Genomic DNA, 24073 nt, shown 5'->3' with positions numbered 1-24073 from the left:
CACCTTTATGAACCCAATCAAACAGTTATTCCGTTTAATCAAAATCAATCGGGTGGTTACCCATTATCGCCTCGATGAAATGGTGCTAGCTAACAGCAAATACCGCGCATTGATCTGGCTCAATCGTGCGCTTTTTCCATGGAACTGGCGCGCGACCCACCAAGGTGATCGGGGTCTGCGCTTACGCTTGGCACTTGAAGCGCTTGGGCCGATTTTTATCAAGCTCGGCCAAGCCCTCTCAACCCGCAAAGACCTGTTACCTGAAGACATTTCGGTTGAACTGACTAAACTGCAAGATGATTGCCCACCGTTTGATGAAATGCACTCACGTCAAATTATCGAAAAAGGACTCAAGCGCTCAATTGCTGAGGCCTATGCCGAATTTGAAGCCACCCCGATGGCCTCGGCGTCGATGGCGCAAGTGCATGCCGCTAAACTCCATAGCGGTGAAGAGGTGGTCGTTAAGGTAGTGCGACCGGATATCAAGCCGATTATTGAACAAGACGTTTCGATTATGTTTAGCTTGGCGCGTTTGGTGGAAATCGCGGTTAAAGAAAGCCGTCGATTGCATCCCACCGAAGTGGTAAGCGAATTTGAAAAAACCATCCTCGATGAAATGGACATGATGCGTGAAGCCGCCAATGCCGCACAGCTTAAACGCAACTTTGAAGGCTCAGATTTATTGTATGTACCGGAAATCTACTGGTCACATACCAATGAGCATGTGATGACGATGGAGCGTATCTATGGTACACGCATATCCGAAACCGAAAAACTGATTGAACAAGGCATTGATCTGACCGACCTGTCAGCCAAGGGCGTAACGATTTTCTTTACCCAGGTGTTTAAACATAACTTCTTCCATGCTGATATGCACCCGGGCAATATTTTTGTGCTGCCAGATGGCCGCTATGCGGCAATCGATTTTGGCATTATGGGCACCCTGACGCCTGAAGATCAACGTTATCTGGCGGAAAACTTTCTCGCGTTTTTTAATCGTGATTACCTACGGGTATCCGAGTTGCATATTGAATCCGAATGGGTTCCGCGTGATACCCGTGTCAATGAACTTGAATCCGCCATTCGCGCGGTCTGTGAACCGATTTGGGATCGTCCGCTGAAAGAGATTTCATTTGGTTTATTTTTAATGCGCTTATTCCAAACCGCACGTCGCTTTGGTATGGAAGTTCAACCGCAATTAGTGCTGCTGCAAAAAACCCTATTAAACATTGAAGGCTTAGGGCGTCAGCTGGATGATGAACTGGATTTATGGGATACCGCCAAGCCGTTTTTAGAGGACTGGATGAAAGAGCGGGTTGGCTTTAAAAGCTTAATCAAAAACACCAAGCGTAACCTGCCGTTTTGGATTGAAAACGCACCGCAGCTACCAGGCCTGGTGCATTCGGTGCTGAATAAAGCCGCGCATGGTCAATTAGAATTGCATTCCGGTCAAATCGCGCGACTCGAAAAAGCCTTGGAAAACCAAGCCAAGCAACAACGCCAACGCGCGATTGCACTGGCTTTGGTGGCTGCGGCCGTCTATTTAGAATTCCAAAATCATGGAATTGAAATCAGCGGCTGGTTACAAGCAGGCTTGGTGATCGCAGCCAGCTATCTACTGATAAAAAAATAGTTTGATTAATCCACTGGCTTTATCAACTTTCCTGAAGATTAGACTGAGCACGGGACTCACAAGTAAACTTTCAAAAACCGGCCGTACCCACGATCTTGGTCAATTTTGAAAATATTGCTTGTGAGCTTAAGGAACCAACAAGCTTGGAATTAATTGGTTAAACATCCGAATTAGAATACATTAGTTTTCTGCCACATAACAGGTTCGCCGCTAGTTAAAGCTGTGTTCAATAATGCAATAAGCGGCTGCGCCCGTTGTGACAAGCTAACTTGATCCTGCGCCAAATCAGACGAAGAATTTTTAGCCAGCCGACTCAGTTTATCTATCGCCTCTGCAATCATGTCGTGATCCAAAGCACTGGGAACTAGACCGGATGCTCCCATTATTTTAATCAACTTTTCTGCCATCGCATCGTGCATGACCACATCAGCGTGTTGCTTGGTTTTAAAACGAATCATAATGGAATTTCTCTCTCTAGCAGCCAACCACGTGAACCATCGCGAAATTGCAAACGTTTGATAAACTCTATTTCCTGGCCCTGATAAAAATTAGCAGGCAGGTTTTTTACCACATCCAACACCGCAGCTTGATCTAACAGCGTTTTTTGTCCGGATTCATCGGCTTGTTTTAAACGCGTTAACAAGTCTGCTTCACTTAAACCCGCTTGAACTCGGTAACGAACCTGAGCGATATACACATCAGGCCCCTCTTTATGCGCGCTCAACATCTTAGCCTCTTGCAGGGGAAATAAAGCCTGCATTTGTAGCTGATCTTGCCAATAGCGTTTAGCCATGACCTCAACCGCTAAATTCGAGGGCTTACTCTCTAAGCAACCGCTCAAAGGTATAATCAAAAAAAGCCATAATAGCCATCGGAGTTTTAACATTCTTTCCTCCAGTCAATGTCAGGGGTTATCGAGTTCTCGGCGCCCTTTGAAAGCGTAAGACAAGGTCGTACTATCGGTATATTCTAGCTCACCACCCATAGGTAGGCCTTGAGCAAGACGACTTACCTTTACATCAGCCTGCTGAGCCATCTGCTGAATGTAATGTGCGGTCGCTTCACCTTCAACCGTTTGGTTGGTTGCAAGAATTAACTCGACCAGTTCTGCTTGCTGTAGCTTTGTTTTTAATAGATCCAAACCCAGTTGCGCTGGGCCAATACCATCAATCGGCGAAAGATGCCCCATCAAAACAAAATACTTACCTTGATAAATACCTGCCTGCTCGATGGACAGTACGTCAGCCGGTGTTTCAACAACACAAAGCAAACTCGCATCTCGTTTAGTCGAACTACAAATACGACAAACTGGGTCCTCACTTAGCGTTCGACAAGATTTGCAATGACCCACTTTATCTAATGCCTCGGTCAAAGCCCAGGCTAATTGCTTGCCCCCTGCCCTTTGCCGCTCAAGAATAGCATAAGCCATACGTTGTGCCGACTTCGGCCCCACGCCAGGTAAAATTCGAAATGCGTCAACTAACTGCTGAATTAACGGAGAAGACATGATTTAGAAAGGAAATTTCATGCCACCAGGCAGGTTCATACCCTGGGTAAGGCCGCCCATTTTTTCTTGAGTGGTATGCTCTACCTTACGCACTGCACTGTTGACCGCTGCAGCAAACAAATCTTCAAGCATTTCCTTATCATCCATCAGGCTGTCGTCAATCGTAACACGAACGAGTTCATGCTTACCGGTCATTTGAACCTTAACCATGCCCCCTCCGGCTTCACCCTCAACCTCCATTTCGGCGATTTCTTGCTGCGCCCGCTCCATGTTTTTTTGCATTTCTTGCGCTTGCTTCATTAAGTTACCGATACCGCCTTTTCCACCAAACATAGTTAAACTCCTTCTTAATTAAATAGGTTGAATTGTTTTTTCTAGCAGCTGCATCCCCAAAATACTTTGAATGAGCTGGGTATTAGTATCTTGCTTTATCGCCGACACCGCATTCTGCTGGTGCTGAGCCTGCTGGTCTTTTTGTAAATCATCCAAGGTATAGTAATCACCCGAATAATCAACATAATGAATCTTAAATTCACTGCCAAACTGATCTTGAGCGGCTTCAAGCAAACGTGTCTGCGCCACCTCACTTTTAGCGGTTAGGTATTGAGGTGCGACACTTAACCACCAGGCCTGGTTATTATAATTCATTAAAATACAGCGTCGGGCTAATTCCAATGCCATGCCCTCAGGATGAACGGATTCAATTAATTCAGCCCAAACCTCAATAGGTTGGGGTTGATCGAGGATTACTGGCAACTCAGGCATAACCGCTTGGGGCGGTGCTGCCGGAATCGATGCCATTTCAAGCGGCCGTTCAGGCTGGACTGGGGATTCGAATGCATGAATTTCAAGCTCAGAGCTTGGAATTAAGCGCTCATCAATATCACTCGCTTGAGCAGGCTTTGCCTCATCTAACCGTGCCTTTAGATCAGGAAAAAAACTCAAATCCACAACCCCATTCTCTTGAGTGTCTGCCTGATCTACTTTTACTTGGTTGAGGGTATTTTGACTGCTCCCCCCTTCTGATGGCTCCGCACTGACCGCTGATTTCATTGAGTGAGCAGTCTTATTTTGTGCCTGTTGCAGCAAAGTTGCGATTGGTTTGGCTGGCGTTGAAGACTCAGGTTCAGGCTCGGTAGCCACAGCCTGGTTAATGCCAGGTGTTGAAATAGGATTAAATGCCAGCATGCGCAATAGCATCATTTCAAAACCGATACGAATATCAGGTGCCAGTGTTATATCTTGACGCGCCAACAATGCTATTTGATAATATAATTGAACTTGGTCAGGTGTTAGGCGTTGGGCTAAATCGACTAACACCTCTTGGTTAAGCGCCGTTTCATCAAGTATCTCACCCAATATTTGCTGCTGACTGATTTGGTGCAGGGCTTCAAGTAACTGATTCAATAATGCACTGTAATCAGCTCCCATACTCGAAAGTGTCTTTAATACCTGCTTAATTTGATCTGCTGACTTTTCCGACAAAGCAACTAACAGAGCAAGCATAATAGCTTGATCTACCAAACCAAGCATCGCTTCAACTGCTTCATATTTCAGCTCTCCGCCGCAATAGGCAATCGCTTGGTCTAACAAGCTTAACGCATCGCGTGCCGAGCCATCGGCACTTTTTGCAATCACAGCTAAGGCAGCTGACTCAAACTTAATGCCTTCCTGTTGCAAAATCATCGCCAAATGCTGTTGAATTTGAACACTGGTTAAACGTAGAAGATTAAATTGCAAACAACGAGACAGAACAGTTATCGGCAACTTGTGAGGATCGGTTGTGGCGAGTAAAAACTTAACATGTTCGGGCGGCTCTTCAAGGGTTTTAAGCAATGCATTAAAGCTGCTTTTGGACAACATATGCACTTCGTCAATCAAATAAACCTTATAACGGCCTTGGCTAGGCGCATATTGTACATTATCAAGAATTTCGCGCGTATCCTCTACCTTGGTTCTTGATGCTGCATCAATCTCAATTAAATCAACAAACCGTCCTTCATTAATCGACTGACACACAGAACACACCCCACAGGGCGTTGAACTCACGCCCTGCTCACAATTGAGTGCTTTGGAAAAAATGCGTGCAATCGTGGTTTTCCCTACGCCTCGTGTTCCGGTAAATAAATAGGCATGGTGTAAACGTTGCGAGTCAAGTGCATTAGAAAGCGCTTGCATGACATGGGTTTGCCCCACCAATTCACTAAAATTTTTCGGACGCCACTTTCTGGCCAGAACGGTATAACTCACAGACGTTTCCCTGATTAACTATTCAGTTCAAATAAAGGTTTGATTTTAACTTAGATTACAGAGAATAGAAAACGGATCGGAAAATTAAACCAGAAATTAGGAGGTGGCAGCGCGACCCGCCTTACCTCGGCGCACGCATCAGAAAGTACCGTTGCTTCCTTCCGGACCTGGCGGGGTTCCTAACTTAGCGTCGCGAGGGGACGAATAGCGCTACCATATTGAAAACTTAAAGCCTGCGTATTGTAGCAGAGTACTAGTGAATTATCCAATTGGATTTAAAGCCAGCCTAAGCCTTTATTGGCTCATTATAAGCTGCCAGCAAAAAACGCCACCAGGCCTGATAGATCGGCAACACGTATTTTAGATCGTAGTTTTTATCTAACAAGCTTGCTACAGGTTGAATACCTCGCACGGCATTACACATAAAAACCGCATCAGCTTGAAATAAATCAACAAGTTTGATAGCGCGGAAATGCCAGCGATAATTCAATCCGGCCTGTTCGAGTGCGCTTGGCAAACTTTTCAAGCAGGTTCCATAGACACCAGACTGGTCTAAAAAAGGACTGATCAAGTCCTGACCTTGCATCAATACCAAATTACTCTGAGTGCCGCAAATCACTTGACCTTGAGAATCCAGCATCAGTCCTTCATCAGCACCGAGATCTGGTAGCTCTGACCTTGCTAAAACCTGATCTAAACGATTAAGATGTTTAATTCCCGCTAATCTCTCGTTAATGCTAATCGGTGTCCGACATGGAACAATTCGCAAACCCTCCAAACTGGGCTGACCGCTAAGCGATGCCCTGATACTTGCTTGCAGCGCTAGCGGGACTGGCGATACACTGATGATTCGAGTTAAATCCTGATAGCCCAAACCCAAAGGAGCAGCATAGCCTGGACCAGCACCTCGCGTAATTACCAGTTTGATAATGGAAAAATCTTTTAGATTGGAAGTAACCTTAGACAGTTGTTGTTCAATATCGGCCTGATCTAATTTAGGGAACCCTAGTCGTTGCGCGCTAGTTTCTAATCGCTGCCAATGTGCCGACCAATTCAACGGTTGTTGCTGATTACAAAGCAACGTGGTAAAAAAACCATCACCATACATTAGCCCCCGATCATGGATTAACCTAGAATCGCATAATGCTCCATTCAACCAGGCCTGGTGTTCGACGCTATTCATAAATCAACTATTTTAGCCCCAATGCATTTAACAAGCCTTTTGCCTTGTGCCGAGTTTCCTCTAATTCAAAGTTCGGATCTGAATCCGCAACAATGCCCGCACCTGCACGAAAACTAACTTGATCACCCTGCTGAATAAAACTACGAATCAAAATATTGGTATCCATTGAACCATCCCGGTTTATATAACCCACCGAACCCGTATAGGCTTCTCTTGGACCACTTTCTAATTCTGCAATAATTTCCATGCAACGAATTTTAGGACAACCGGTTATCGTACCGCCAGGGAATAAAGCATGGATAATGTCCAAGGGTGTTTTACCCTCTACCAAGCGCCCTCGGACATTGGAAACAATATGATGAACATGTTGATAGCTTTCTACCACCATCAGCTCATTAACCTCAACAGAACCAGGCTGACAAATCCGACCTAAGTCATTACGCTCAAGATCAATCAACATAATATGTTCGGCGCGCTCTTTAGGATGCGCGATTAATTCTTGAATCAGTGCCATATCTTCTGCATGTTGTTCACTGCGTTTACGTGTGCCGGCAATCGGACGAGTATCCACCCAAGGCGAAGTATAGCGTACCAACCGTTCAGGAGAAGAGCTGATAATACTCGCATCTTCTAGTTGAATAAGGCCTGCAAAGGGTGCGGGGTTATGCTGACGCAACTGACGATAAATTTGCGCTGACAGGCTTGCCGGATCATAAACCCTGTCAAACTCAAGTTGCCACAAACGGGAAAGGTTAACTTGAAATACATCACCGGCAAGAATATAGTCCTTAATCCGCTTGACTCCATCAATATAACGCCCAGGCGCTTCTTCATTGATATGCCTGATGACTAAAGCGTTATTTTCAATCTGCTGCCCCACCGCATTAGCATAATCCTCCTGCATTCTAGCCACACAATCGGAAAAGGATGACTCGGCGACAAAAAACACAGCTTGTTGTTGATGATCAATAATGATTGCAGCCGGAAAACGCTGCAACACGGCTAAAGGCAACCGGCTCGTCGAGAGTTTTAATGAAGGTTCAATCACTCCAGCATATTCATAGCCAAAATAAACAAACCAACCTCCATAGAAGGGTAAATGACACGGCTCAGTTAAGCAGGCCTGGTTAGATTCAATTTCAGCTTGAAATTGAGCAATAAAATCAGCTGCATCGGCTAAATTATCTAATTGATAGCTGGATTGAGGGAAAGCAAAGAGGATGTCAAAACGCCCGAGCTGGCCCTGCGCGACACTCTGCAATAAGTGCGGGTAACGTTCAGGAAATTTTTCCGCTAACAGGGACAAATCAACCTGCTGCATGGGCTGGCAAGCAACCGCTAACCCTGCACAAGAAAATGACTTCATAGTGACACTAAAAACTACTTAACTCGACCAAGAACTAGGCTTGCATTCGTGCCGCCAAAGCCAAACGAATTAGATAAGGCATAATCAAATTGTGCATCACGCGCTTGATGAGCGACATAGTCCAAATCACAACCTTCGGCCGGATTATCTAGGTTAATTGTAGGGGGTAAAACCTGGTCCTGTAATGCCAAGGTGGTCAGTATAGCCTCAATTGCCCCCGCTGCACCCAGAGCATGACCGATCATCGATTTGGTTGAACTCATGGCCAGCTTGTAAGCATGGTCACCAAAAACAGACTTTACTGCGGCATTTTCACACACATCACCTGCAGGGGTTGAGGTACCGTGTGCGTTAATATAACCAATTTGATTTTTATCTAGCTTAGCATTATGCAATGCCAGCGTCATGCAACGTGCCGCTCCCGCTCCACCTTCTGCAGGCAAAGTCATATGATAAGCATCACCACTCATCCCAAAACCCAAAACCTCACCATAGATTTTAGCTCCGCGTGCTTTGGCATGTTCATACTCTTCCAATACGACTGCGCCCGCGCCATCAGCCAAAACAAATCCATCGCGATCCGCGTCCCAAGGTCGACTTGCAGCTTGAGGATTATCATTGCGTGTTGACAAGGCACGTGCTGCTGCAAAACCTGCTAAACCAAGCTCCGTCGTCGCATACTCGGCACCGCCGGCAATCATCACATCCGCATCACCATACTCAATTAATCTTGCTGCATCACCAATGCTATGGGTTCCAGTTGCACAGGCCGTCACAAGCGCAAGGTTTGGGCCTTTAAGTCCATACTTAATAGATACATGCCCCGAAATCATATTAATAATCGCACTGGGAACAAAAAACGGAGACACTTTTCGAGGCCCTGAAGATTGATAGACACCGTGTTGTGCTTCAATGGTACCGATACCGCCAATCCCAGATCCAATCGACACGCCAATTCGCGTTGCATTCTGCTCAGTAACTTCTAAACCTGAATCTTCGAACGCTTGGATACCTACAGCGATGCCATAATGAATAAATGGATCCATTTTTTTGGCTTCTTTAGGTGTAATGTAATTCGTCACATCAAATTCTGGCATCATTCCTGCAAATTTGACTGAAAATTTATCAGTATCAAACTTGGTGATCGGTGCAATACCACTTTTGCCTGCTTTGATATTCTGCCAAGTTTGGGCAACATTTAAACCGACGGGGGTCAATAAACCCATACCAGTAATGACAACACGACGCTTAGACAAGGTGATTCTCCTACAAGCTAACCAAAAAACAATAGTTTAGACGATTTTAAAAAAGGCGAGGCAAAAAAAAAGCCGTAAAAACGGCTTTATTGCAATACATGCGTTGGAATTATTCCAAGTTTGCATTGATATATGAAACCGCTTGCGCTAAAGTTGAAATTTTTTCAGCTTCTTCGTCTGGGATTTCACAATCAAACTCTTCTTCCAATGCCATTACCAATTCTACGGTGTCAAGAGAATCGGCACCTAAATCGTCAATAAAAGACGCATCAGGTGTAACCTGTGCTTCTTCAACGCCTAATTGCTCAACAACGATTTTCTTAACGCGATCTTCAATACTGCTCATGGACAATCTCCAACTCTATTTATTGTGATTAAAAATTTTGGGTTATTTTGCACCCAGTGCACCTTTTTTTCAAGCTTTATTTATCAAGGAGGTCTGGCAAGCTTATACCATGACCATACCACCATTAACATTAATCGTTTGACCTGTAATGTAGGCGCCTCCGTCTGAGGCCAAAAAAGTAACTGCTTTAGCAATATCTTCAGGCTGACCTAAACGAGCTAGCGGAATTTGCTGCGTCAAAGCAGCGCGTTGCTCTTCAGGCAGGTTACGCGTCATATCAGTATCGATAAATCCAGGGGCAACGGTGTTGACGGTAATACCACGAGAGCCCACTTCACGCGCAAGCGACTTTGCAAAGCCAATAATTCCTGCTTTAGCGGCCGCGTAATTAGTTTGGCCCGCATTACCCATCACACCAACTACAGATGCAATATTAATAATTCGTCCTTGCTTAGCCTTCATCATGCCACGTAAACAGGCTTTTGACATACGATATACTGAATTCAAATTGGTTTGGATAATGTCATCCCATTCATCATCCTTCATACGCATCAGCAAGTTATCACGGGTGATACCGGCATTATTGACCAATATCGTTGGCGTACCGAACTCAGCAGTTAATTGCTCCATTAAATCAGCAATTTGTTGCGGCTCCGTGACATTCAAAGCCAATCCTTTACCCTGTCCGCCTGCAGCTACAATGTAATCCGTAATTGCTAAGACACCAGTTTCAGAGGTTGCTGTCCCTATCACCGTCGCACCATTGGCAATCAAATCAAGCGCAATTGCCTTACCAATTCCTCTGCTTGCGCCAGTTACTAATGCAATTTTACCTGTTAACATAACTAGTCCTCTTTAATAAGATTGCTTAAGGTCGCCGTGTCAAAAATAGAGTCAATCGCCATCCGACGATCTATCCTACGATTTAGCCCTGCCAAAACCTTACCCGGCCCTAATTCTAACAGTTTTTCAACGCCAGTAGCTTTCATATACTCTATGGTTTTAACCCACTGAACAGGACGATAAAGCTGCTCAACCAAGGCGGCCTTTATACTCTCGGCATCATCATAAACCTGCACCGCCACATTATGCAGAACAGCAACCTGTGGTTGTGAGAACGTCATACCGGCAAGCTTAGAGGCTAGCAAATCTGCTGCCGGCTTCATCAAAGCACAATGCGAAGGAACACTCACAGCCAAAGGCACAACCTTTTTAGCGCCTTTCTCTTCGGCAAGTTGCATTGCACGTCCTACAGCTGCTTGATTTCCTGCGATGACGACTTGACCGGGTGAGTTAAAGTTTACCGCCTCCACCACTTGATCTTGTGCCGCTAATTCACAGAGCTCAATCACCTGCTGATCTTCAAGACCAAGAACAGCTGCCATCGCACCTTCGCCTGCAGGAACGGCCTGTTGCATTAAACGACCTCGCTCGGCTACCAATTCGATACCTTGTGAAAGTGACATCACGCCAGACGCAACCAATGCAGTATATTCACCTAACGAATGACCCGCTAAAAAGCTAGGCTTTAAATCTGGTTGAACCTGCTGAAGTGTTCTAAAAACAGCAATGCCAGCAGCCAGCATCGCAGGTTGTGTAACAAAGGTTTGGTTAAGCTGGGACTCCGGGCCTTGCTGAACAATTTGCCATAAATCATAGTCAAGCACCGAAGATGCCTCAGAAAAGACTTCATTTACAACACCATAGGATTGCGCAAGATCAGATAGCATGCCAACTGATTGAGAACCTTGCCCAGGAAAAATAAATGCCGTTTTCATTAATACCCCTTTAGTATTTGATTAAGGCTGAACCCCAAGTGAAGCCGCCGCCAAAGGCCTCCATCAACACTATCTGCCCACGTTGAATTCTACCGTCACGCACTGCTTCATCCAGCGCCATTGGAACAGATGCACTTGAAGTGTTCGCATGCTTATTAACCGTCACCACAACCTGATCATCAGTTAAACCTAACTTCTTTGCAGTTGCACTAATAATGCGTAAATTAGCCTGATGAGGTACCAACCAATCCACTTGTTCTTTGGTCATATTATTCGCAGACAAAGTTTCATTCGCAATGCGGCTCAAGGTATTCACCGCAACTTTAAATACCTCGTTGCCCTTCATAGACATGGTTCTTTCAGCAATGTCGTCGGTAAGCGGCAACTTTGAAGGCCCAGAGGGCACATGCAATAACTCTTCATATTGGCCATCAGCATGAATATGGGTAGAAAGGATACCGGTTTCCGATGAAGCTTCAAATATCACCGCACCCGCCCCATCGCCAAACAAAATACAGGTGCTACGGTCTTGCCAGTTGGTAATCCGTGATAAGGTTTCCGCGCCGACAACCAAGACACGCTTTGCCATACCCGTTTTAATAAATTGGTCCGCCACACTCACTGCATACACAAAACCAGTACACACCGCTTGAATGTCAAATGCGGGACAGCCACGAATACCCAATCTTTGCTGCAATAAACAGGCTGTACTTGGAAAAACCTTGTCAGGAGTAGTGGTTGCAAAAACAATCATATCGATTGTTTGCACATCAACACCCGCCATCTCAATCGCATTTCTTGCTGCTTTCTCAGCCAAATCACAGGTAGTTTGACCTTCAGCAGCAATATGGCGCTGCTCGATACCCGTCCGCTCACGAATCCACTGATCACTGGTTTCAACCATAGATTCTAAATCTTGATTTGTGAGTATTTTTTCAGGCAGGTAGCGCCCTGTACCGATAATTCGACTATATATTTTTTCAGACATTAGACCCGTTCTTCTTTCAACTTGGGCTCGTATTGCGATTCAAGCAATTCAGACACCTTAGACTCTATACGCTCCGGGACATTATTAATCACCGCTAGACGCGCTTGTTTGATGGCATGAAAAAAAGCAAAACTATCTGCACCACCGTGACTCTTAATCACAATTTTTTGTAGACCTAGGAACGAAGCCCCATTATAACGACGTGGATCAACCTTTTCTTTAAAAGATTTTAGTACCGGCATCGCCATCAAACCTATCAGCTTAGTAAAAAGATTTCGCGTAAAAGCCTGTTTAAGGTAAAACGAAATCATTTTTGCTACACCTTCAGACGCCTTGAGTGCAATGTTGCCATCAAAGCCGTCACAAGCCACAACATCTACTTTACCTTGGTAAATATCATCACCTTCAACATAACCCTTGTAGTTAATTGAAGTGTGGCGAAGAATTTGCTGAGCCAATTTAATTCGATCATGCCCCTTCATTTCCTCCTCACCGATATTCAACAAACCCACGGTTGGATTTGGATTATTATCGAGTGAACTGGCCAATATTGAGCCCATAATGGCGAACTGAGCAAGGCTTTCACCATCAGCACCGACATTTGCACCCAAGTCAAGCATATAAACATGGCCTTGAGTAGTTGGCATAGATGTACAAATAGCAGGACGATAAATACCTGGAAGGGTTTTTAATACAAATTTAGCCGTGGCCATTAAAGCACCCGTATTACCCGCACTGACACAAGCCTGAGCTTCATTTTGCTTGACAAGATTTAAAGCCAATCTCATTGATGATTGCTTTTTGTTTCGCAGGGCATTGGAGGGTAACTCATCCATTTCCACAACCTGATCAGCATGGTGAATGGATAACCGGTCAGAAGTAAACTTGGCTTCGCTGATAGCTTGTTGGAGAAGAGTTTCATCTCCAACAAGGATGATATGCATATCTTCAAAGGTGTTGAGTGCTTCAACCACTGCTGGAACAGTGACCTTAACACCATGGTCACCGCCCATTGCATCGATAGACAGTGTAATTTTCAAGGTAAATTATGCCTTGTCTTGAACGACTTTTTTGCCTTTGTAATAACCGTCTGCCGTAACGTGGTGACGACGGTGAAGCTCGCCAGTTGTAACGTCAACGGTGATAGCCGCTGCAGTTAAACCGTCATGTGAACGACGCATTCCACGCTTTGAGGGTGATTTTTTGTTCTGTTGAACAGCCATGTGATTTCTCCTAAATAAACACGCAAAAATAAATAATTTCAGTCAATAACGACCGATTAAGTTCTCAATTGTTGTAGCATTGCAAACGGGTTAGGCTTTTCTTCCTGAAGGGCTTCAGGCTCTTCAGAAGCCAAACCTGGTCGCCATGCTATCGATTCTTCATCCTGTTTAGGCACCATAGGAATGGCAAGCAAAACCTCTTCCTCAATCAATTCATAGGTTGAAATCTTGCCATCAGGTAATTCATAAACCTCAACATCTTCAGACAAGTCCTCTGCTAAAGCTAAGCTTTGCACAAAAACGCCTGAGGTTTCCGTACCCACTTCATACATAAATGGCTCAAGGCTACGCTGACACTCAAGACAAAGCAATGTCCACACCTTCAGTATAAACATAGGTGACTTTAGCTTAGGATGTCGCCTAAACACGATATCAACTTCGATTAAGCCATCTGACCTGACTAATTGATTATGCAATCGTTTTAGATCAGACTGCTTGACAGCCCCTTTAAAGCGCCTATTATGTTCAGCACACTGAACAGGATCAATTAAATCTGGAATTTTTTCAAACATAGCCGCGAATCATACCTCTTGAATTGATTTCTGTCAAAATTTTACGCAATTTTTTATGGATTCCGGAGCCCAAACCATGACAACAAATATACCAACCATTATTCTTGCCTCCAGTTCAATCTATCGACAACAACTTTTAACAAAATTAGGTTTAAACTTCAAATCCTTAGCACCGAACGTCGATGAAACGAAATACCCTAGCGAAACCATTGAGCAGATGGTCATGCGGCTCTCACTTAACAAGGCTAAAGCCGTCGCTAAGCAACAACCCGACGCCATCGTTATTGCATCTGACCAGACCGCTAGCCTAAACGAACAAGCCATTGGCAAAGCAGGCAATTATCAATCTGCGTTTAATCAACTCAAAAACCAGTCAGGCCAAACCATTGTTTTTTATACCGGACTGGCTGTCTACAACCCTGCGGATCAAACATATCTATCAGCAATGGATACCACTCTGGTTGAATTTCGCCAGCTCAGTGATACACAAATTCACAACTATCTAATGGCCGAGCAACCCTATGACTGCGCAGGAAGTTTCAAGTCAGAGGGTTTAGGGGTTTGTTTATTTAACCGCATTCAAACTCAAGACCCAAACGCTTTGATCGGCCTACCACTTATTATGCTTACTCAGCTTTTGGATCAAATAGGTATTAGCTTGCCAATAGCCAAGCTTGCAACTCGGCAAGATGATCAAAACTAACTAAAGGGTCAAAAGACTGCAAGCGCTCGAGCTCGTGTACGCCATGGCTTAATGCCACCCTTGGCATACCGATCGCTTGCGCCATTTGCATATCAAAGGTGGTATCCCCTACCATTAAAGCCTGTTCTGCCTTTAAATCAAAGTACTCAAGAATTTGTTTCAGCATAAGCGGATCTGGCTTAGACGCCGACTCTACAGGCGTACGTGTGATGTGAAAATAATAGCCAAAACCGGATTTATCCAATACCTCATCCAACCCTTTTCTACTTTTACCTGTCGCAACGGCCAACATAAAACCGGCCTGCTTAAGTGAATCAAGTAACACTTCTGCACCTTCATAGGGCTGCATCTCAATCGCTGATTCATATAAAAAATGCTGGGTATAAGCTTGCGCCATTTTCGCAACCTGATCTAGTTCAGCATTAGGGTAAAGTTGACTGATGGCACGATCCAAACTCAAACCTATAATTTGTTTAGACTGATGATGAGGTAATACTGGAAGACCGCATTGTTTGGCAGCAAACTGTATCGCAGATACAATCCTCGCCTCGGAGTTCATCAAGGTACCATCCCAATCAAAAATAACTGCTTTAAACCTACTAATCACCCTCTTGCTCCAATCTTTTTATTATTCGAGTAAAATCACCGAACAAAGGCGCTTCAATCTCAATGGTTTGCTGTGTGGAAGGCTGCTTAAACACCAAGCGTTTTGCATGCAAGGCTAAACGCGCCATCCCCCATTCCTTAAATAACTTATTCACCTCATCAAAACCATACTTCTCGTCACCAATCACTGGACAGCCTTGTGCCCGCGCATGCACTCTAATTTGATGAGTTCGCCCGGTCACCAACTTAACCTCCATTAAAGCCGCATCCTTAAATTGCTGCTGAAGAAAAAAGTAACTCAGACAAGGCTTACCGTCAGGCGAGACTTCAACCATACGCTCCCCTGACCGCAGAGTATTTTTCAATAAAGGAAGATCAACTTTTTGTTTAGCTTTTGGCCATTGACCCGCTAACAGTGTTACATAACGTTTTTCCACTTGATCTTGTCGAATCTGCTCATGCAGACTCCTAAGTGCAGACATTTTCTTTGCCAAGATAATAGCGCCTGAGGTATCACGATCCAAACGGTGCACCAGCTCAACCCTACGAGCATCTTCACGCAGGTTACGCACCAATTCAACCAACCCCCAACTGACACCACTACCTCCATGCACGGCCATACCAGAAGGCTTGTTAATCACCAACAGATCATCGTCTTCATAAAGGATTAATCCCTCAATCTTGTCTTGCTGGGTTTTCGGTGGCGTGACAACTTCGCCGGATTCAGCCATAGCAACCGGTGGCACACGGACCAAATCACCCAGTACCAAACGCTGACTGGGCTGAGCACGGCCTTTATTTACACGCACTTCTCCCTTACGAATAATTCTATAAACCAGCATCTTTGGAACTTTACGCAAGTGCTTAAGCAAGAAATTATCTAAACGCTGCCCAACCTCTTCAGAAGTCACTTCTAAAAACCTAACCTTTGACATAAACACTCACTTTAACTTGTCTTTTCGCGCATTCTATCGGAAAGCACTTTTAAAATGTACAAATCTCACACGGTTTATGATTGCACCTAAGATAAAGCGGTGCTATATTGCGCAGGCTGGATAAGTTTTATTTTAATCAAACACCAGCGAACAGATTTTCCGCATTAATTGCGAAGTAAACCCATTTTATTAACTGGCTAAAAACTTAAAAACAATAATAAAATAAACGAAACCTAACCCATAACTCACTGAACAGCGCAGCCAAAACTAAGGATGTAAGACGTTATTAAATGTGAGTCAACGTTAGCGTTGATGATCAGAGAAAAGAAGACCCATTATAAATATGGCTTACCTGCCAGATAGCAGCTGACAACAATTAGCCTATCCGAGTAAGCCTTTTAGACTAAGAGCTTAGTGCAGCACAAAAGGCTAAGCTCGAGAAAAAAGTTAAATAGTTCTATCCATTAAAACTGCGAACATTTAACTCTCAACCGGTACATAAAGGTTCAGAGTAATTCGCATGGCATTTAGGATCTATCTAACAAGACGTCTGGTTTAACTCTTTCCCCTTATCCTTCCGCTATTTTGTTACTGTTTTCATTTTGGCCCCAAGCTTACAAAGAGAACAGCATGAAAAGAATGCTCATTAACGCCACCCAAGCTGAAGAGCTCAGAGTTGCGCTGGTCGATGGCCAAACCCTCTACGACCTAGACATTGAAACACCCCAACAAAAAAAGAAAAAAGCAAATATTTACAAAGGCACCGTTACCCGCATTGAACCTAGTCTAGAAGCCGCATTTGTTGATTATGGGGCTGACCGCCACGGGTTTCTACCATTCAAAGAAGTCGCTGAAGAATACTATCCAAACGGTCAAACTGACCACAACCTATCGATTAACCAAGTGTTAAAAGAAGGCCAAGAGATTATTATTCAAGTACAAAAAGAGGAAAGAGGCAACAAGGGTGCCGCACTAACAACACAAATTACACTTGCTGGGCCCTATGTTGTTATGATGCCCAACAACCCGAAAGCTGGTGGCATTTCTCGACGTATAGATGGTGATGATCGAAGCAGTCTGCGCGATACCCTGAAAAACATTGATATCCCTGATAGCATGGGGCTGATTGTTAGAACTGCAGGGGTCGACAAAAGCCAAGAAGAATTACAATGGGGTATTAACTACCTGATCCAACTCTGGGATGCAATTAAACAAACTGCGACAGAAAAACCTGCGCCCTTTTTAATACATCAAGAATCGGACATTGTTACCTTAGCGATTCGTGACTATTTGCGTCAGGATATTGGCGAAATACTTATCGACGATATGGATACCTTTTATCGAGCGCGTGACTTCATTCAACAGGTTATGCCACAACAGGTTAATAAGGTTAAACCCTACCAAGACAAAATTCCTCTTTTCACACGCTTTCAAATTGAATCACAAATTGAATCGGCCTATCAGCGTGAAGTCGTCCTCCCTTCGGGTGGAGTGATTGTTATTGACATTACCGAAGCATTGACTGCGATTGATATTAACTCCAGCCGATCAACCAAAGGTGGGGATATCGAAGAAACCGCCTTTCATACCAACATGGAAGCAGCTACTGAGATCGCACGCCAATTGCGTTTACGTGATCTAGGGGGATTGGTTGTCATTGATTTCATTGACATGCATTCATCTCGCCACCAACGTGAAGTAGAAAATCAAATGCGTGATGCGGTGAAGTCGGATCGCGCGCGCGTGCAAATTGGCAAAATATCCCGTTTCGGCCTACTTGAAATGTCTCGCCAACGTCTACGTCCTTCAATTGAAGAATCGAGTCAAATTGTTTGCCCACGCTGTAAAGGTGTTGGTGTCATTCGTGGGGTTGAATCACTGGCACTCTCACTTCTTCGATTACTTGAAGAAGAGGCCATGAAAGAAGGAACACGCCGCATTACCGTTCAACTACCCGTTGATGTTGCAACCTTCCTTCTTAATGAAAAACGCGCTCAAATTATCAAAACTGAAGATCGTTATCATCTTCATATTTTAATTGTGCCTAATGAACATCTTGAAACGCCTCAATACATTATTGAACGCTCACGTGTCGGTGAATCAGATACAATAGAAACAAGCTATCAAGTAAAAACCATCATTGAAAAGGAATTACCTAGCTTCGAATCCGCTCAACATAACAAAGAAGAGCCTGCGCTTAAAAATACCTTGCCTAGCACACCCCCTCCTTTGCCTACGCCTGCAAACTCTACCACCACAAGTGAACCTGGTCTGCTAGTAAAATTATGGAATTGGTTATTTAAGCAACCTGAAACGACTGCAAAAGCTCCGCAAACAAAAAAACGTGAGGAAGACAACGAACGTAACAGTCGTCGAGGCAATAGTCGCCGTCGAGGCAATGGACGTCGCCGAACAAACGATGACACCCAAGAAAATAACGACCAGACTCCCGCTAAGCATGAGCCAAAAAAATCCGAAACACGTTCTTCACGTGCGGAACGAAATGACAATAGGGAAGCAAAAAAAGATACACCTAAGCCTAGATCTGAAAATCGTCAAGCAAGTTCAGCAAAAGATGAAGTTAAACCAGTTCAGCAAGCTCAACAAGCTTCAGAAAATATTGAAAAGCCTTCAATTAAGGCTGATTCAACTGAAAAAGATCAAACAACTTCAACGAATAGCAATGATCAACGTGAACCAAGACGACGTCGCAGCCGTTACAATAGTCGCAGCTCGCTAAACCGTCGACGCGCTCCTCGTGATGCCGAGTCGTTAAGCGTGGCAACACTAAATGGTGACACAGATAATAATCAAGAACCAATAAAAGAAAGCAGTCCTAGCCCAGTAGCGGCTCCAGCGGCTCCAGCGGCTCCAGCGGCTCCAGCGGCTCCAGCGGCTCCAGCGGCTCCAGCGGCTCCAGCGGCTCCAGCGGCTCCAGCGGCTCCAGCGGCTCCAGCGGAGCAGTCTAGCACTGACTCAAAACCAAGCAACCCTTAACGTTGCTTAAATCAATAAAAAACCGGCTTACTTGCCGGTTTTTTATTTTAGAGTAAATGATTCCAATAAATCCATCAAACCATCAAAACTATTGATTAACACCTGATAATCTCCATCAGGATCAACCTCCATTAACAATGCATAAATGGCTTCTAATGTCGAAAGACTAGCTGACTTTGAAGATTTACGAATCCGGTACCGCCCTTTTAATTCAGCAGTAAGCAACACTCTTGGCAAAACCTGTAAACTTGGATTAGATTGCAGGATTCTGTAGGTTTTCCGCCAGGTACCATCTAATACAAGAACCTTAGGTTTAGCTTGATTTGTACCGCCGCAATTGACCAATAAGCGATGCGCATCAAACGACTCAACAAAGTCGTTTGGAGCAACAGGGTAGAGCAAAAATACTGAGCCCTGCGCCAGCCAGTTCTCTAAACCCGGCAAGTTCTCAAGCCGTTCACCTATAAATAACTGGCTGCCAATCAAACATTGATGCGCCAACCAGGCCGTGCCTTTTGACTGACTGACCTCAGAAGGATGTTGTAAAATAGCTATCTCTAGACAAGGAGCAACCTGGGTAATCAAATGACAAATACACGTTTTTAATGGCCGTTGACACGTTGCGCAACTTACCCTCTTTTGCTTAGGATTGGTCATGATACTGTTCACAGAATTAGAAACTTCAGACAAACACGCATTTAAACACTTTGTTAGACAACAAAAACTCTCATTACCAAATCAAAATGAGCGTGCATTTATTGTTAAAAACCAGCAGAAGATCATCGGACTGGCGAGAATACAAGGATTTGGTAGCCAGGCCTGGTTACGCGGACTCTATATTGAACCTGAAGCTCGTAGCAAAGGATATGGAACAGGCTTAGTTAAATTTATAATTACGCAGCTTACAAGCGGCTATTGTGTAGGATTTATAGAACCTAAACGCCATTTATTTTATCAAAAACTCGGCTTTATACCTTGGCAAGCAGAACAGCTAGAACCAGACTTAAACCAGAAGTACCAACACTATCTTAAATCCAAACCAAGCTTAATGGCCTGGGCTCACAAGAGCCCAACAAATTAGACATTGAATCTAAAGTGCATCACATCGCCATCCTGCACAATATATTCTTTACCTTCAAGCCTTAACTTGCCTACTTCCTTGGCGCCCTGCTCACCTTTGTATTGCACATAATCCTCATAAGCAGTGACTTCGGCACGAATAAAACCTTTTTCAAAGTCAGTGTGTATGACTCCGGCGGCCTGGGGTGCTGTAGCACCGACTTTAACCGTCCAAGCCCGTACCTCTTGTACACCGGCGGTAAAGTAGGTTTGTAAGCCTAATAATTTATACCCAGCACGAATAACGCGATTTAAACCTGGTTCCTCAAGCCCCATCCCTTGAAGAAAATCCATTTTATCCTCATCATCTAGCTCGGCAATTTCAGATTCAATCGCTGCACAAACAGGGACTACAACCGCACCTTGCTCTTCAGCAAGCTTTTCAACGGCCTCCAAATAAGGATTATCGTCAAAACCGTCTTCATTAACATTGGCAATATACATCATCGGTTTGATGGTTAATAAATGTAAATCATAAAGCTCAGCCTTCTCTTCCGGAGATAAGTCTACATTACGCACCAACTTGCCTTCTGCAATTTCAGCCGACACTTTTTGCAGCACAGCTAAACGCGCAACCGCCTCTTTATTGCCACTTTTAGCAACCTTCTGTACCTTTAGAATCGCTTTATCAATCGACTCCATATCTGCTAATACCAGCTCGGTATTAATCACATCAATATCATCCAACGGAGAAATCTTACCTGCAACATGAACAATATCATCGTTTTCGAAACAACGCACAACCTGAGCAATCGCGTCTGTTTCACGGATGTTTGCCAAAAACTTATTACCCAAGCCTTCGCCTTTTGACGCGCCTTCTACCAATCCGGCAATATCAACAAACTCCATTGTTGCCGGCATAATTCGCTGAGGCTTTACAATCTCAGCTAATTTATCTTGTCGAATGTCCGGTACAGGCACGATGCCAACATTAGGTTCAATAGTGCAAAAAGGATAGTTTTGAGCCTCAATGCCTGCATTCGTCAATGCATTAAAAAGCGTAGATTTCCCTACATTTGGCAAGCCAACAATGCCACATTTAATTCCCATAACTCATTCCTTTTAAACACGCTATTATTTGACAGGTTTGGTATGAAGCTGATTCATCGCCTTAGCCCAATCCCCATTTAAAACCTCGGACAGAACTCGTGCTGACTGATATATCGCTTCATCTATTGATTCTCGTTCGATTTTAGCAGGCGCTTTAAGAACATAATTAACTACTTGATGGCGATCACCTGGATGATCTATACCCAAACGTAAACGATGAAAATTAGGAGTGCCCAGTGCGGCAATGGTATCACGCAAACCATTATGCCCACCATGCCCGCCGCCGGTTTTTAGTTTAGCAACCCCGACAGGCAGATCTAGCTCATCATGCGCAACCAAAATTTGATCTGGAGCAAGCCGATAAAATTTAGCTAGAGCCTGAATGGATTGACCCGACCGATTCATAAAGGTTGCCGGTTTTAACAACCAGGCCTGGTACTGACCAACTTGAATTTTAGCAAGCTCACCAAAAAATTTGGCCTCTGGACGAAACACCGCTTGGTACTGACGCGCAATTTCCTCCACAAACCAAAAACCCGCGTTATGTCGGGTCTGCTCGTATTGTTCGCCAGGATTACCTAGACCGACAATAAGCTGAACAGAAGACATAAACGCGGGTTCCTGTATTAAACGCTAAAAACTTAGCGTCTTACTTTACCGATACCGACCACAGCTTGGTCATAATCAGAGTTACCATGCAACAATGCAACCACTTGAACGCCTTCAGGCATTTTCAAGTCAGATAAACGTAAGTTTTCACCTGCTTCCATAGCAGAAACATCAATTTCTACTGCTTTAGGTAAATCTTTAGCTGCACAACGCAATTCAACAGTTTTCTGGAAGAAGGTCATCATACCACCCAACTTCACACCCGGTGCTTTAGCCGCACCTACAAACTTAATGGGCACATGCTTGGTAATACGCGAATCATCATTAACACGTTGAAGATCTAAATGCATAACATCTGCACGTGCCGGATGACGCTGCATGTCTTTGATTACAACACGCTCTTGATCGCCACCTTTAACATCTACAGTTAACACTGAGTTATAAGCATCAATATTAACTAGGGCTTTTTTTACAAAGTTTGCATCAAAGGTTACTGAAATTGCATCTTTGTTCGCACCGTAGATAATTCCCGGTACTTTACCCGCATGACGAAGGCGGCGGCTCGCACCTTTCCCCTCAGCCCCACGGGCTTCTGCTGTCCAAACTTCACTCATAGTGATTACTCCAAATTGCGGGAACAAGCATTCCCATTAAACAAGCTTTTGTCCGCGACCAGACAAAAGAAAGCGCGGATTATACTGGTTATGGAACAAAAACACAAACAAAAAAGCCGTTTACAACCCATGCTGGCTATAAACGGCTTTAATCAAGGACTGGAATTATTAAACTTCTGGCATGAGTGCCGTTACAGACTCTTCATTATTCACACGACGTATCGTCTCACCTAGAATATTCGCCATAGTTACCTGACGAATCTTATCACACTCCATCGCATCAACTGACTGAGGGATCGTATCAGTAACAACCAGTTCTTTTAATACTGATTTACGAATATTCTCAACCGCAGGACCAGATAAAACCGCATGCGTAACATAGGCGGTAACGCTTCTAGCACCATTTTCAATCAAAGCGGCAGCCGCTTTACATAAAGTACCTGCGGTATCGACCATGTCATCAACAATAATGCAGTCACGATCTTTTACATCACCAATAACGTGCATTACCTGAGAAACATTGGCCTTTGGCCGGCGTTTGTCAATAATAGCTAATTCAGCATTAAGTGCTTTAGCCACAGCACGGGCACGCACAACCCCACCAACGTCCGGTGAAACTACGGTCGCGTTTGAAATATCAAGCACCTTTTCCATATCTTCTACTAGAACGGGTGAGGCATAGATGTTATCAACAGGAATATCGAAAAAGCCCTGAATTTGATCAGAGTGCAAATCAACCGTAATCATACGATCTGCCCCCGCTACCGTAATCATATCAGCCGCTAGACGTGCCGTAATCGGTACCCGCGCTGAATGAGGTCGACGATCCTGGCGTGCAAAACCATAGTAAGGCACTACAGCAGTAATACGCTTAGCTGAAGCACGCTTTAATGCATCGATCATTACCAACATTTCCATCAGATTTACTGCAGGCTCAGGTGTACAGGTGGGTTGCAAAACATACACGTCACGACCACGAACAGACTCAGTGATCTCTACCATAATTTCGCCGTCACTAAAACGGCCAACGTTTGCTTTTCCGAGGGGCTGATCAAGATACAGGGATATGTTCTCTGCAAGAGTGACATTTGCATTTCCCGCAAATATCATGACATTTTTCTTAGCCATTAATGGCAACTCCTGTCGAGGATAAAGAATTTGGGGAATTAAGATGAGATGGCTGGGCCGGAAGGATTCGAACCTTCGCATGACGGGATCAAAACCCGCTGCCTTACCGCTTGGCTACGGCCCAATAAATCTCTGTCGTTAAGACAGGTGCGTATTATCCAAGGTTTTAAAAAAAGTTCAAGCCATTTTTAAACTTTTTTTAAAATAAAA

General features: G+C 44.3%; 26 protein-coding genes, 1 tRNA gene and 1 other RNA gene. 4 read left to right on the top strand and 24 right to left on the bottom strand.

All coding sequences use genetic code 11. From position 1 onward, the window contains the following. Positions 1–7 precede the first annotated feature (7 nt). Complete coding sequence (gene ubiB, locus JX580_RS02520; protein ID WP_248851228.1) at positions 8–1633, top strand: ubiquinone biosynthesis regulatory protein kinase UbiB; 1626 nt, start codon at positions 8–10, stop codon at positions 1631–1633. A 170-nt stretch (positions 1634–1803) separates the two neighbouring features. Here the strand turns inward: ubiB and JX580_RS02515 are convergent, their stop codons facing one another. The 16 genes from JX580_RS02515 to JX580_RS02440 form a co-directional block, all read right to left on the bottom strand. Beyond that, a complete protein-coding gene (locus JX580_RS02515) occupies positions 1804–2091 on the bottom strand; it encodes a DUF1840 family protein (RefSeq protein WP_248851227.1) in 288 nt (95 codons plus the stop codon). Further along, positions 2088–2426: a hypothetical protein gene (locus JX580_RS02510; protein WP_248851226.1), complete on the bottom strand. Its 339-nt coding sequence runs from the start codon at positions 2424–2426 to the stop codon at positions 2088–2090. Before JX580_RS02510 ends, JX580_RS02515 begins: the two co-directional genes overlap by 4 nt. A gap of 111 nt (positions 2427–2537) precedes the next feature. Beyond that, the gene (gene recR / locus JX580_RS02505) at positions 2538–3140 is read right to left on the bottom strand and encodes a recombination mediator RecR (protein WP_432758395.1); all 603 of its coding nucleotides are present in this window, start codon (positions 3138–3140) and stop codon (positions 2538–2540) included. Positions 3141–3143: 3 nt separating this feature from the next. Then, positions 3144–3473, bottom strand: coding sequence for a YbaB/EbfC family nucleoid-associated protein (locus JX580_RS02500; protein ID WP_248851225.1), 330 nt, complete (start codon positions 3471–3473; stop codon positions 3144–3146). An 18-nt stretch (positions 3474–3491) separates the two neighbouring features. Beyond that, entirely contained in the window at positions 3492–5390 is a 1899-nt protein-coding gene (gene dnaX / locus JX580_RS02495; protein ID WP_248851224.1) for a DNA polymerase III subunit gamma/tau, read from the bottom strand. 110 nt (positions 5391–5500) lie between these two features. Continuing rightward, positions 5501–5597: signal recognition particle sRNA small type (gene ffs, locus JX580_RS02490), an RNA gene on the bottom strand. Positions 5598–5676: 79 nt separating this feature from the next. Further along, positions 5677–6573, bottom strand: coding sequence for an aminodeoxychorismate lyase (gene pabC, locus JX580_RS02485; RefSeq protein WP_248851223.1), 897 nt, complete (start codon positions 6571–6573; stop codon positions 5677–5679). Positions 6574–6580: 7 nt separating this feature from the next. Then, a complete protein-coding gene (locus tag JX580_RS02480; RefSeq protein ID WP_248851222.1) occupies positions 6581–7939 on the bottom strand; it encodes an aminodeoxychorismate synthase component I in 1359 nt (452 codons plus the stop codon). 14 nt (positions 7940–7953) lie between these two features. Next, the gene (fabF, locus tag JX580_RS02475) at positions 7954–9195 is read right to left on the bottom strand and encodes a beta-ketoacyl-ACP synthase II (protein ID WP_248851221.1); all 1242 of its coding nucleotides are present in this window, start codon (positions 9193–9195) and stop codon (positions 7954–7956) included. Positions 9196–9304: 109 nt separating this feature from the next. After that, positions 9305–9541: an acyl carrier protein gene (gene acpP, locus JX580_RS02470; RefSeq protein WP_248851220.1), complete on the bottom strand. Its 237-nt coding sequence runs from the start codon at positions 9539–9541 to the stop codon at positions 9305–9307. A 102-nt stretch (positions 9542–9643) separates the two neighbouring features. Continuing rightward, positions 9644–10384, bottom strand: a complete 741-nt coding sequence (gene fabG / locus JX580_RS02465; protein ID WP_248851219.1) for a 3-oxoacyl-ACP reductase FabG — start codon at positions 10382–10384, stop codon at positions 9644–9646. A gap of 2 nt (positions 10385–10386) precedes the next feature. Continuing rightward, complete coding sequence (fabD, locus tag JX580_RS02460) at positions 10387–11319, bottom strand: ACP S-malonyltransferase (RefSeq protein ID WP_248851218.1); 933 nt, start codon at positions 11317–11319, stop codon at positions 10387–10389. 10 nt (positions 11320–11329) lie between these two features. Then, positions 11330–12307, bottom strand: a complete 978-nt coding sequence (locus JX580_RS02455; protein ID WP_283103598.1) for a beta-ketoacyl-ACP synthase III — start codon at positions 12305–12307, stop codon at positions 11330–11332. After that, positions 12307–13347 (bottom strand): phosphate acyltransferase PlsX, encoded by a 1041-nt coding sequence (plsX, locus tag JX580_RS02450; RefSeq protein WP_248851217.1) that lies wholly within the window; start codon positions 13345–13347, stop codon positions 12307–12309. Before plsX ends, JX580_RS02455 begins: the two co-directional genes overlap by 1 nt. A 6-nt stretch (positions 13348–13353) precedes the next feature. Beyond that, a complete protein-coding gene (gene rpmF / locus JX580_RS02445; protein ID WP_248851215.1) occupies positions 13354–13530 on the bottom strand; it encodes a 50S ribosomal protein L32 in 177 nt (58 codons plus the stop codon). A gap of 56 nt (positions 13531–13586) precedes the next feature. After that, entirely contained in the window at positions 13587–14102 is a 516-nt protein-coding gene (locus JX580_RS02440; RefSeq protein WP_248851214.1) for a YceD family protein, read from the bottom strand. A gap of 76 nt (positions 14103–14178) precedes the next feature. Here JX580_RS02440 and JX580_RS02435 point away from each other — a divergent pair, with 76 nt between their 5' ends. Continuing rightward, a complete protein-coding gene (locus JX580_RS02435) occupies positions 14179–14805 on the top strand; it encodes a Maf family protein (RefSeq protein WP_248851212.1) in 627 nt (208 codons plus the stop codon). On the opposite strand, the gene JX580_RS02430 is transcribed toward JX580_RS02435, so the two are convergent. Next, complete coding sequence (locus JX580_RS02430) at positions 14756–15412, bottom strand: HAD family hydrolase (RefSeq protein ID WP_248851211.1); 657 nt, start codon at positions 15410–15412, stop codon at positions 14756–14758. The two genes, JX580_RS02435 and JX580_RS02430, sit on opposite strands and share 50 nt — an antisense overlap. Further along, complete coding sequence (locus JX580_RS02425) at positions 15405–16346, bottom strand: RluA family pseudouridine synthase (RefSeq protein WP_248851210.1); 942 nt, start codon at positions 16344–16346, stop codon at positions 15405–15407. Before JX580_RS02425 ends, JX580_RS02430 begins: the two co-directional genes overlap by 8 nt. A gap of 630 nt (positions 16347–16976) precedes the next feature. On the opposite strand from JX580_RS02425, the gene JX580_RS02420 reads away from it, so the two are divergent. Next, positions 16977–19343 carry an Rne/Rng family ribonuclease gene (locus tag JX580_RS02420; RefSeq protein ID WP_248851209.1) on the top strand — a complete coding sequence of 789 codons (2367 nt, stop codon included), beginning with the start codon at positions 16977–16979 and terminating at the stop codon, positions 19341–19343. A gap of 42 nt (positions 19344–19385) precedes the next feature. Here the strand turns inward: JX580_RS02420 and JX580_RS02415 are convergent, their stop codons facing one another. After that, positions 19386–20000 (bottom strand): tRNA-uridine aminocarboxypropyltransferase, encoded by a 615-nt coding sequence (locus JX580_RS02415; protein WP_283103597.1) that lies wholly within the window; start codon positions 19998–20000, stop codon positions 19386–19388. On the opposite strand from JX580_RS02415, the gene JX580_RS02410 reads away from it, so the two are divergent. After that, positions 19999–20424 carry a GNAT family N-acetyltransferase gene (locus tag JX580_RS02410; RefSeq protein WP_248851207.1) on the top strand — a complete coding sequence of 142 codons (426 nt, stop codon included), beginning with the start codon at positions 19999–20001 and terminating at the stop codon, positions 20422–20424. The genes JX580_RS02415 and JX580_RS02410 overlap by 2 nt on opposite strands. On the opposite strand, the gene ychF is transcribed toward JX580_RS02410, so the two are convergent. The 5 genes from ychF to JX580_RS02385 all read right to left on the bottom strand — a co-directional run bounded on the left by ychF (position 20421) and on the right by JX580_RS02385 (position 23987). Next, entirely contained in the window at positions 20421–21512 is a 1092-nt protein-coding gene (gene ychF, locus JX580_RS02405) for a redox-regulated ATPase YchF (RefSeq protein WP_248851205.1), read from the bottom strand. The two genes, JX580_RS02410 and ychF, sit on opposite strands and share 4 nt — an antisense overlap. Before the next feature lie 24 nt (positions 21513–21536). Continuing rightward, complete coding sequence (pth, locus tag JX580_RS02400) at positions 21537–22121, bottom strand: aminoacyl-tRNA hydrolase (protein WP_248851204.1); 585 nt, start codon at positions 22119–22121, stop codon at positions 21537–21539. 32 nt (positions 22122–22153) lie between these two features. Beyond that, positions 22154–22735 carry a 50S ribosomal protein L25/general stress protein Ctc gene (locus JX580_RS02395; RefSeq protein ID WP_248851203.1) on the bottom strand — a complete coding sequence of 194 codons (582 nt, stop codon included), beginning with the start codon at positions 22733–22735 and terminating at the stop codon, positions 22154–22156. Between the two features lie 168 nt (positions 22736–22903). Continuing rightward, a complete protein-coding gene (locus tag JX580_RS02390; protein ID WP_248851202.1) occupies positions 22904–23863 on the bottom strand; it encodes a ribose-phosphate pyrophosphokinase in 960 nt (319 codons plus the stop codon). A 49-nt stretch (positions 23864–23912) separates the two neighbouring features. Next, a tRNA-Gln gene (locus JX580_RS02385) sits at positions 23913–23987 on the bottom strand. Between the last annotated feature and the right edge of the window lie 86 nt (positions 23988–24073).

Source organism: Thiomicrospira microaerophila, assembly GCF_023278225.1.
GTDB classification, from domain to species: Bacteria; Pseudomonadota; Gammaproteobacteria; order Thiomicrospirales; family Thiomicrospiraceae; genus Thiomicrospira; species Thiomicrospira microaerophila_A.
The sequence above is the reverse complement of the archived record's forward strand: the minus strand, read 5'-3'. Positions and strand labels throughout refer to the sequence as shown.

Coding starts and splice junctions, on each gene's coding strand:
- JX580_RS02425 (WP_248851210.1), bottom strand. CDS start 16,346: ATGTCAAAGGTTAGGTTTTTAGAAGTGACTTCTGAAGAGGTTGGGCAG.
- JX580_RS02455 (WP_283103598.1), bottom strand. CDS start 12,307: ATGTCTGAAAAAATATATAGTCGAATTATCGGTACAGGGCGCTACCTG.
- JX580_RS02515 (WP_248851227.1), bottom strand. CDS start 2,091: ATGATTCGTTTTAAAACCAAGCAACACGCTGATGTGGTCATGCACGAT.
- rpmF (WP_248851215.1), bottom strand. CDS start 13,530: ATGGCTGTTCAACAGAACAAAAAATCACCCTCAAAGCGTGGAATGCGT.
- pabC (WP_248851223.1), bottom strand. CDS start 6,573: ATGAATAGCGTCGAACACCAGGCCTGGTTGAATGGAGCATTATGCGAT.
- JX580_RS02500 (WP_248851225.1), bottom strand. CDS start 3,473: ATGTTTGGTGGAAAAGGCGGTATCGGTAACTTAATGAAGCAAGCGCAA.
- fabG (WP_248851219.1), bottom strand. CDS start 10,384: ATGTTAACAGGTAAAATTGCATTAGTAACTGGCGCAAGCAGAGGAATT.
- pth (WP_248851204.1), bottom strand. CDS start 22,121: ATGTCTTCTGTTCAGCTTATTGTCGGTCTAGGTAATCCTGGCGAACAA.
- JX580_RS02415 (WP_283103597.1), bottom strand. CDS start 20,000: ATGACCAATCCTAAGCAAAAGAGGGTAAGTTGCGCAACGTGTCAACGG.
- ubiB (WP_248851228.1), top strand. CDS start 8: ATGAACCCAATCAAACAGTTATTCCGTTTAATCAAAATCAATCGGGTG.
- ychF (WP_248851205.1), bottom strand. CDS start 21,512: ATGGGAATTAAATGTGGCATTGTTGGCTTGCCAAATGTAGGGAAATCT.
- JX580_RS02440 (WP_248851214.1), bottom strand. CDS start 14,102: ATGTTTGAAAAAATTCCAGATTTAATTGATCCTGTTCAGTGTGCTGAA.
- JX580_RS02395 (WP_248851203.1), bottom strand. CDS start 22,735: ATGAGTGAAGTTTGGACAGCAGAAGCCCGTGGGGCTGAGGGGAAAGGT.
- fabD (WP_248851218.1), bottom strand. CDS start 11,319: ATGAAAACGGCATTTATTTTTCCTGGGCAAGGTTCTCAATCAGTTGGC.
- JX580_RS02410 (WP_248851207.1), top strand. CDS start 19,999: ATGATACTGTTCACAGAATTAGAAACTTCAGACAAACACGCATTTAAA.
- JX580_RS02480 (WP_248851222.1), bottom strand. CDS start 7,939: ATGAAGTCATTTTCTTGTGCAGGGTTAGCGGTTGCTTGCCAGCCCATG.
- JX580_RS02435 (WP_248851212.1), top strand. CDS start 14,179: ATGACAACAAATATACCAACCATTATTCTTGCCTCCAGTTCAATCTAT.
- JX580_RS02510 (WP_248851226.1), bottom strand. CDS start 2,426: ATGGCTAAACGCTATTGGCAAGATCAGCTACAAATGCAGGCTTTATTT.
- acpP (WP_248851220.1), bottom strand. CDS start 9,541: ATGAGCAGTATTGAAGATCGCGTTAAGAAAATCGTTGTTGAGCAATTA.
- JX580_RS02390 (WP_248851202.1), bottom strand. CDS start 23,863: ATGGCTAAGAAAAATGTCATGATATTTGCGGGAAATGCAAATGTCACT.
- recR (WP_432758395.1), bottom strand. CDS start 3,140: ATGTCTTCTCCGTTAATTCAGCAGTTAGTTGACGCATTTCGAATTTTA.
- JX580_RS02420 (WP_248851209.1), top strand. CDS start 16,977: ATGAAAAGAATGCTCATTAACGCCACCCAAGCTGAAGAGCTCAGAGTT.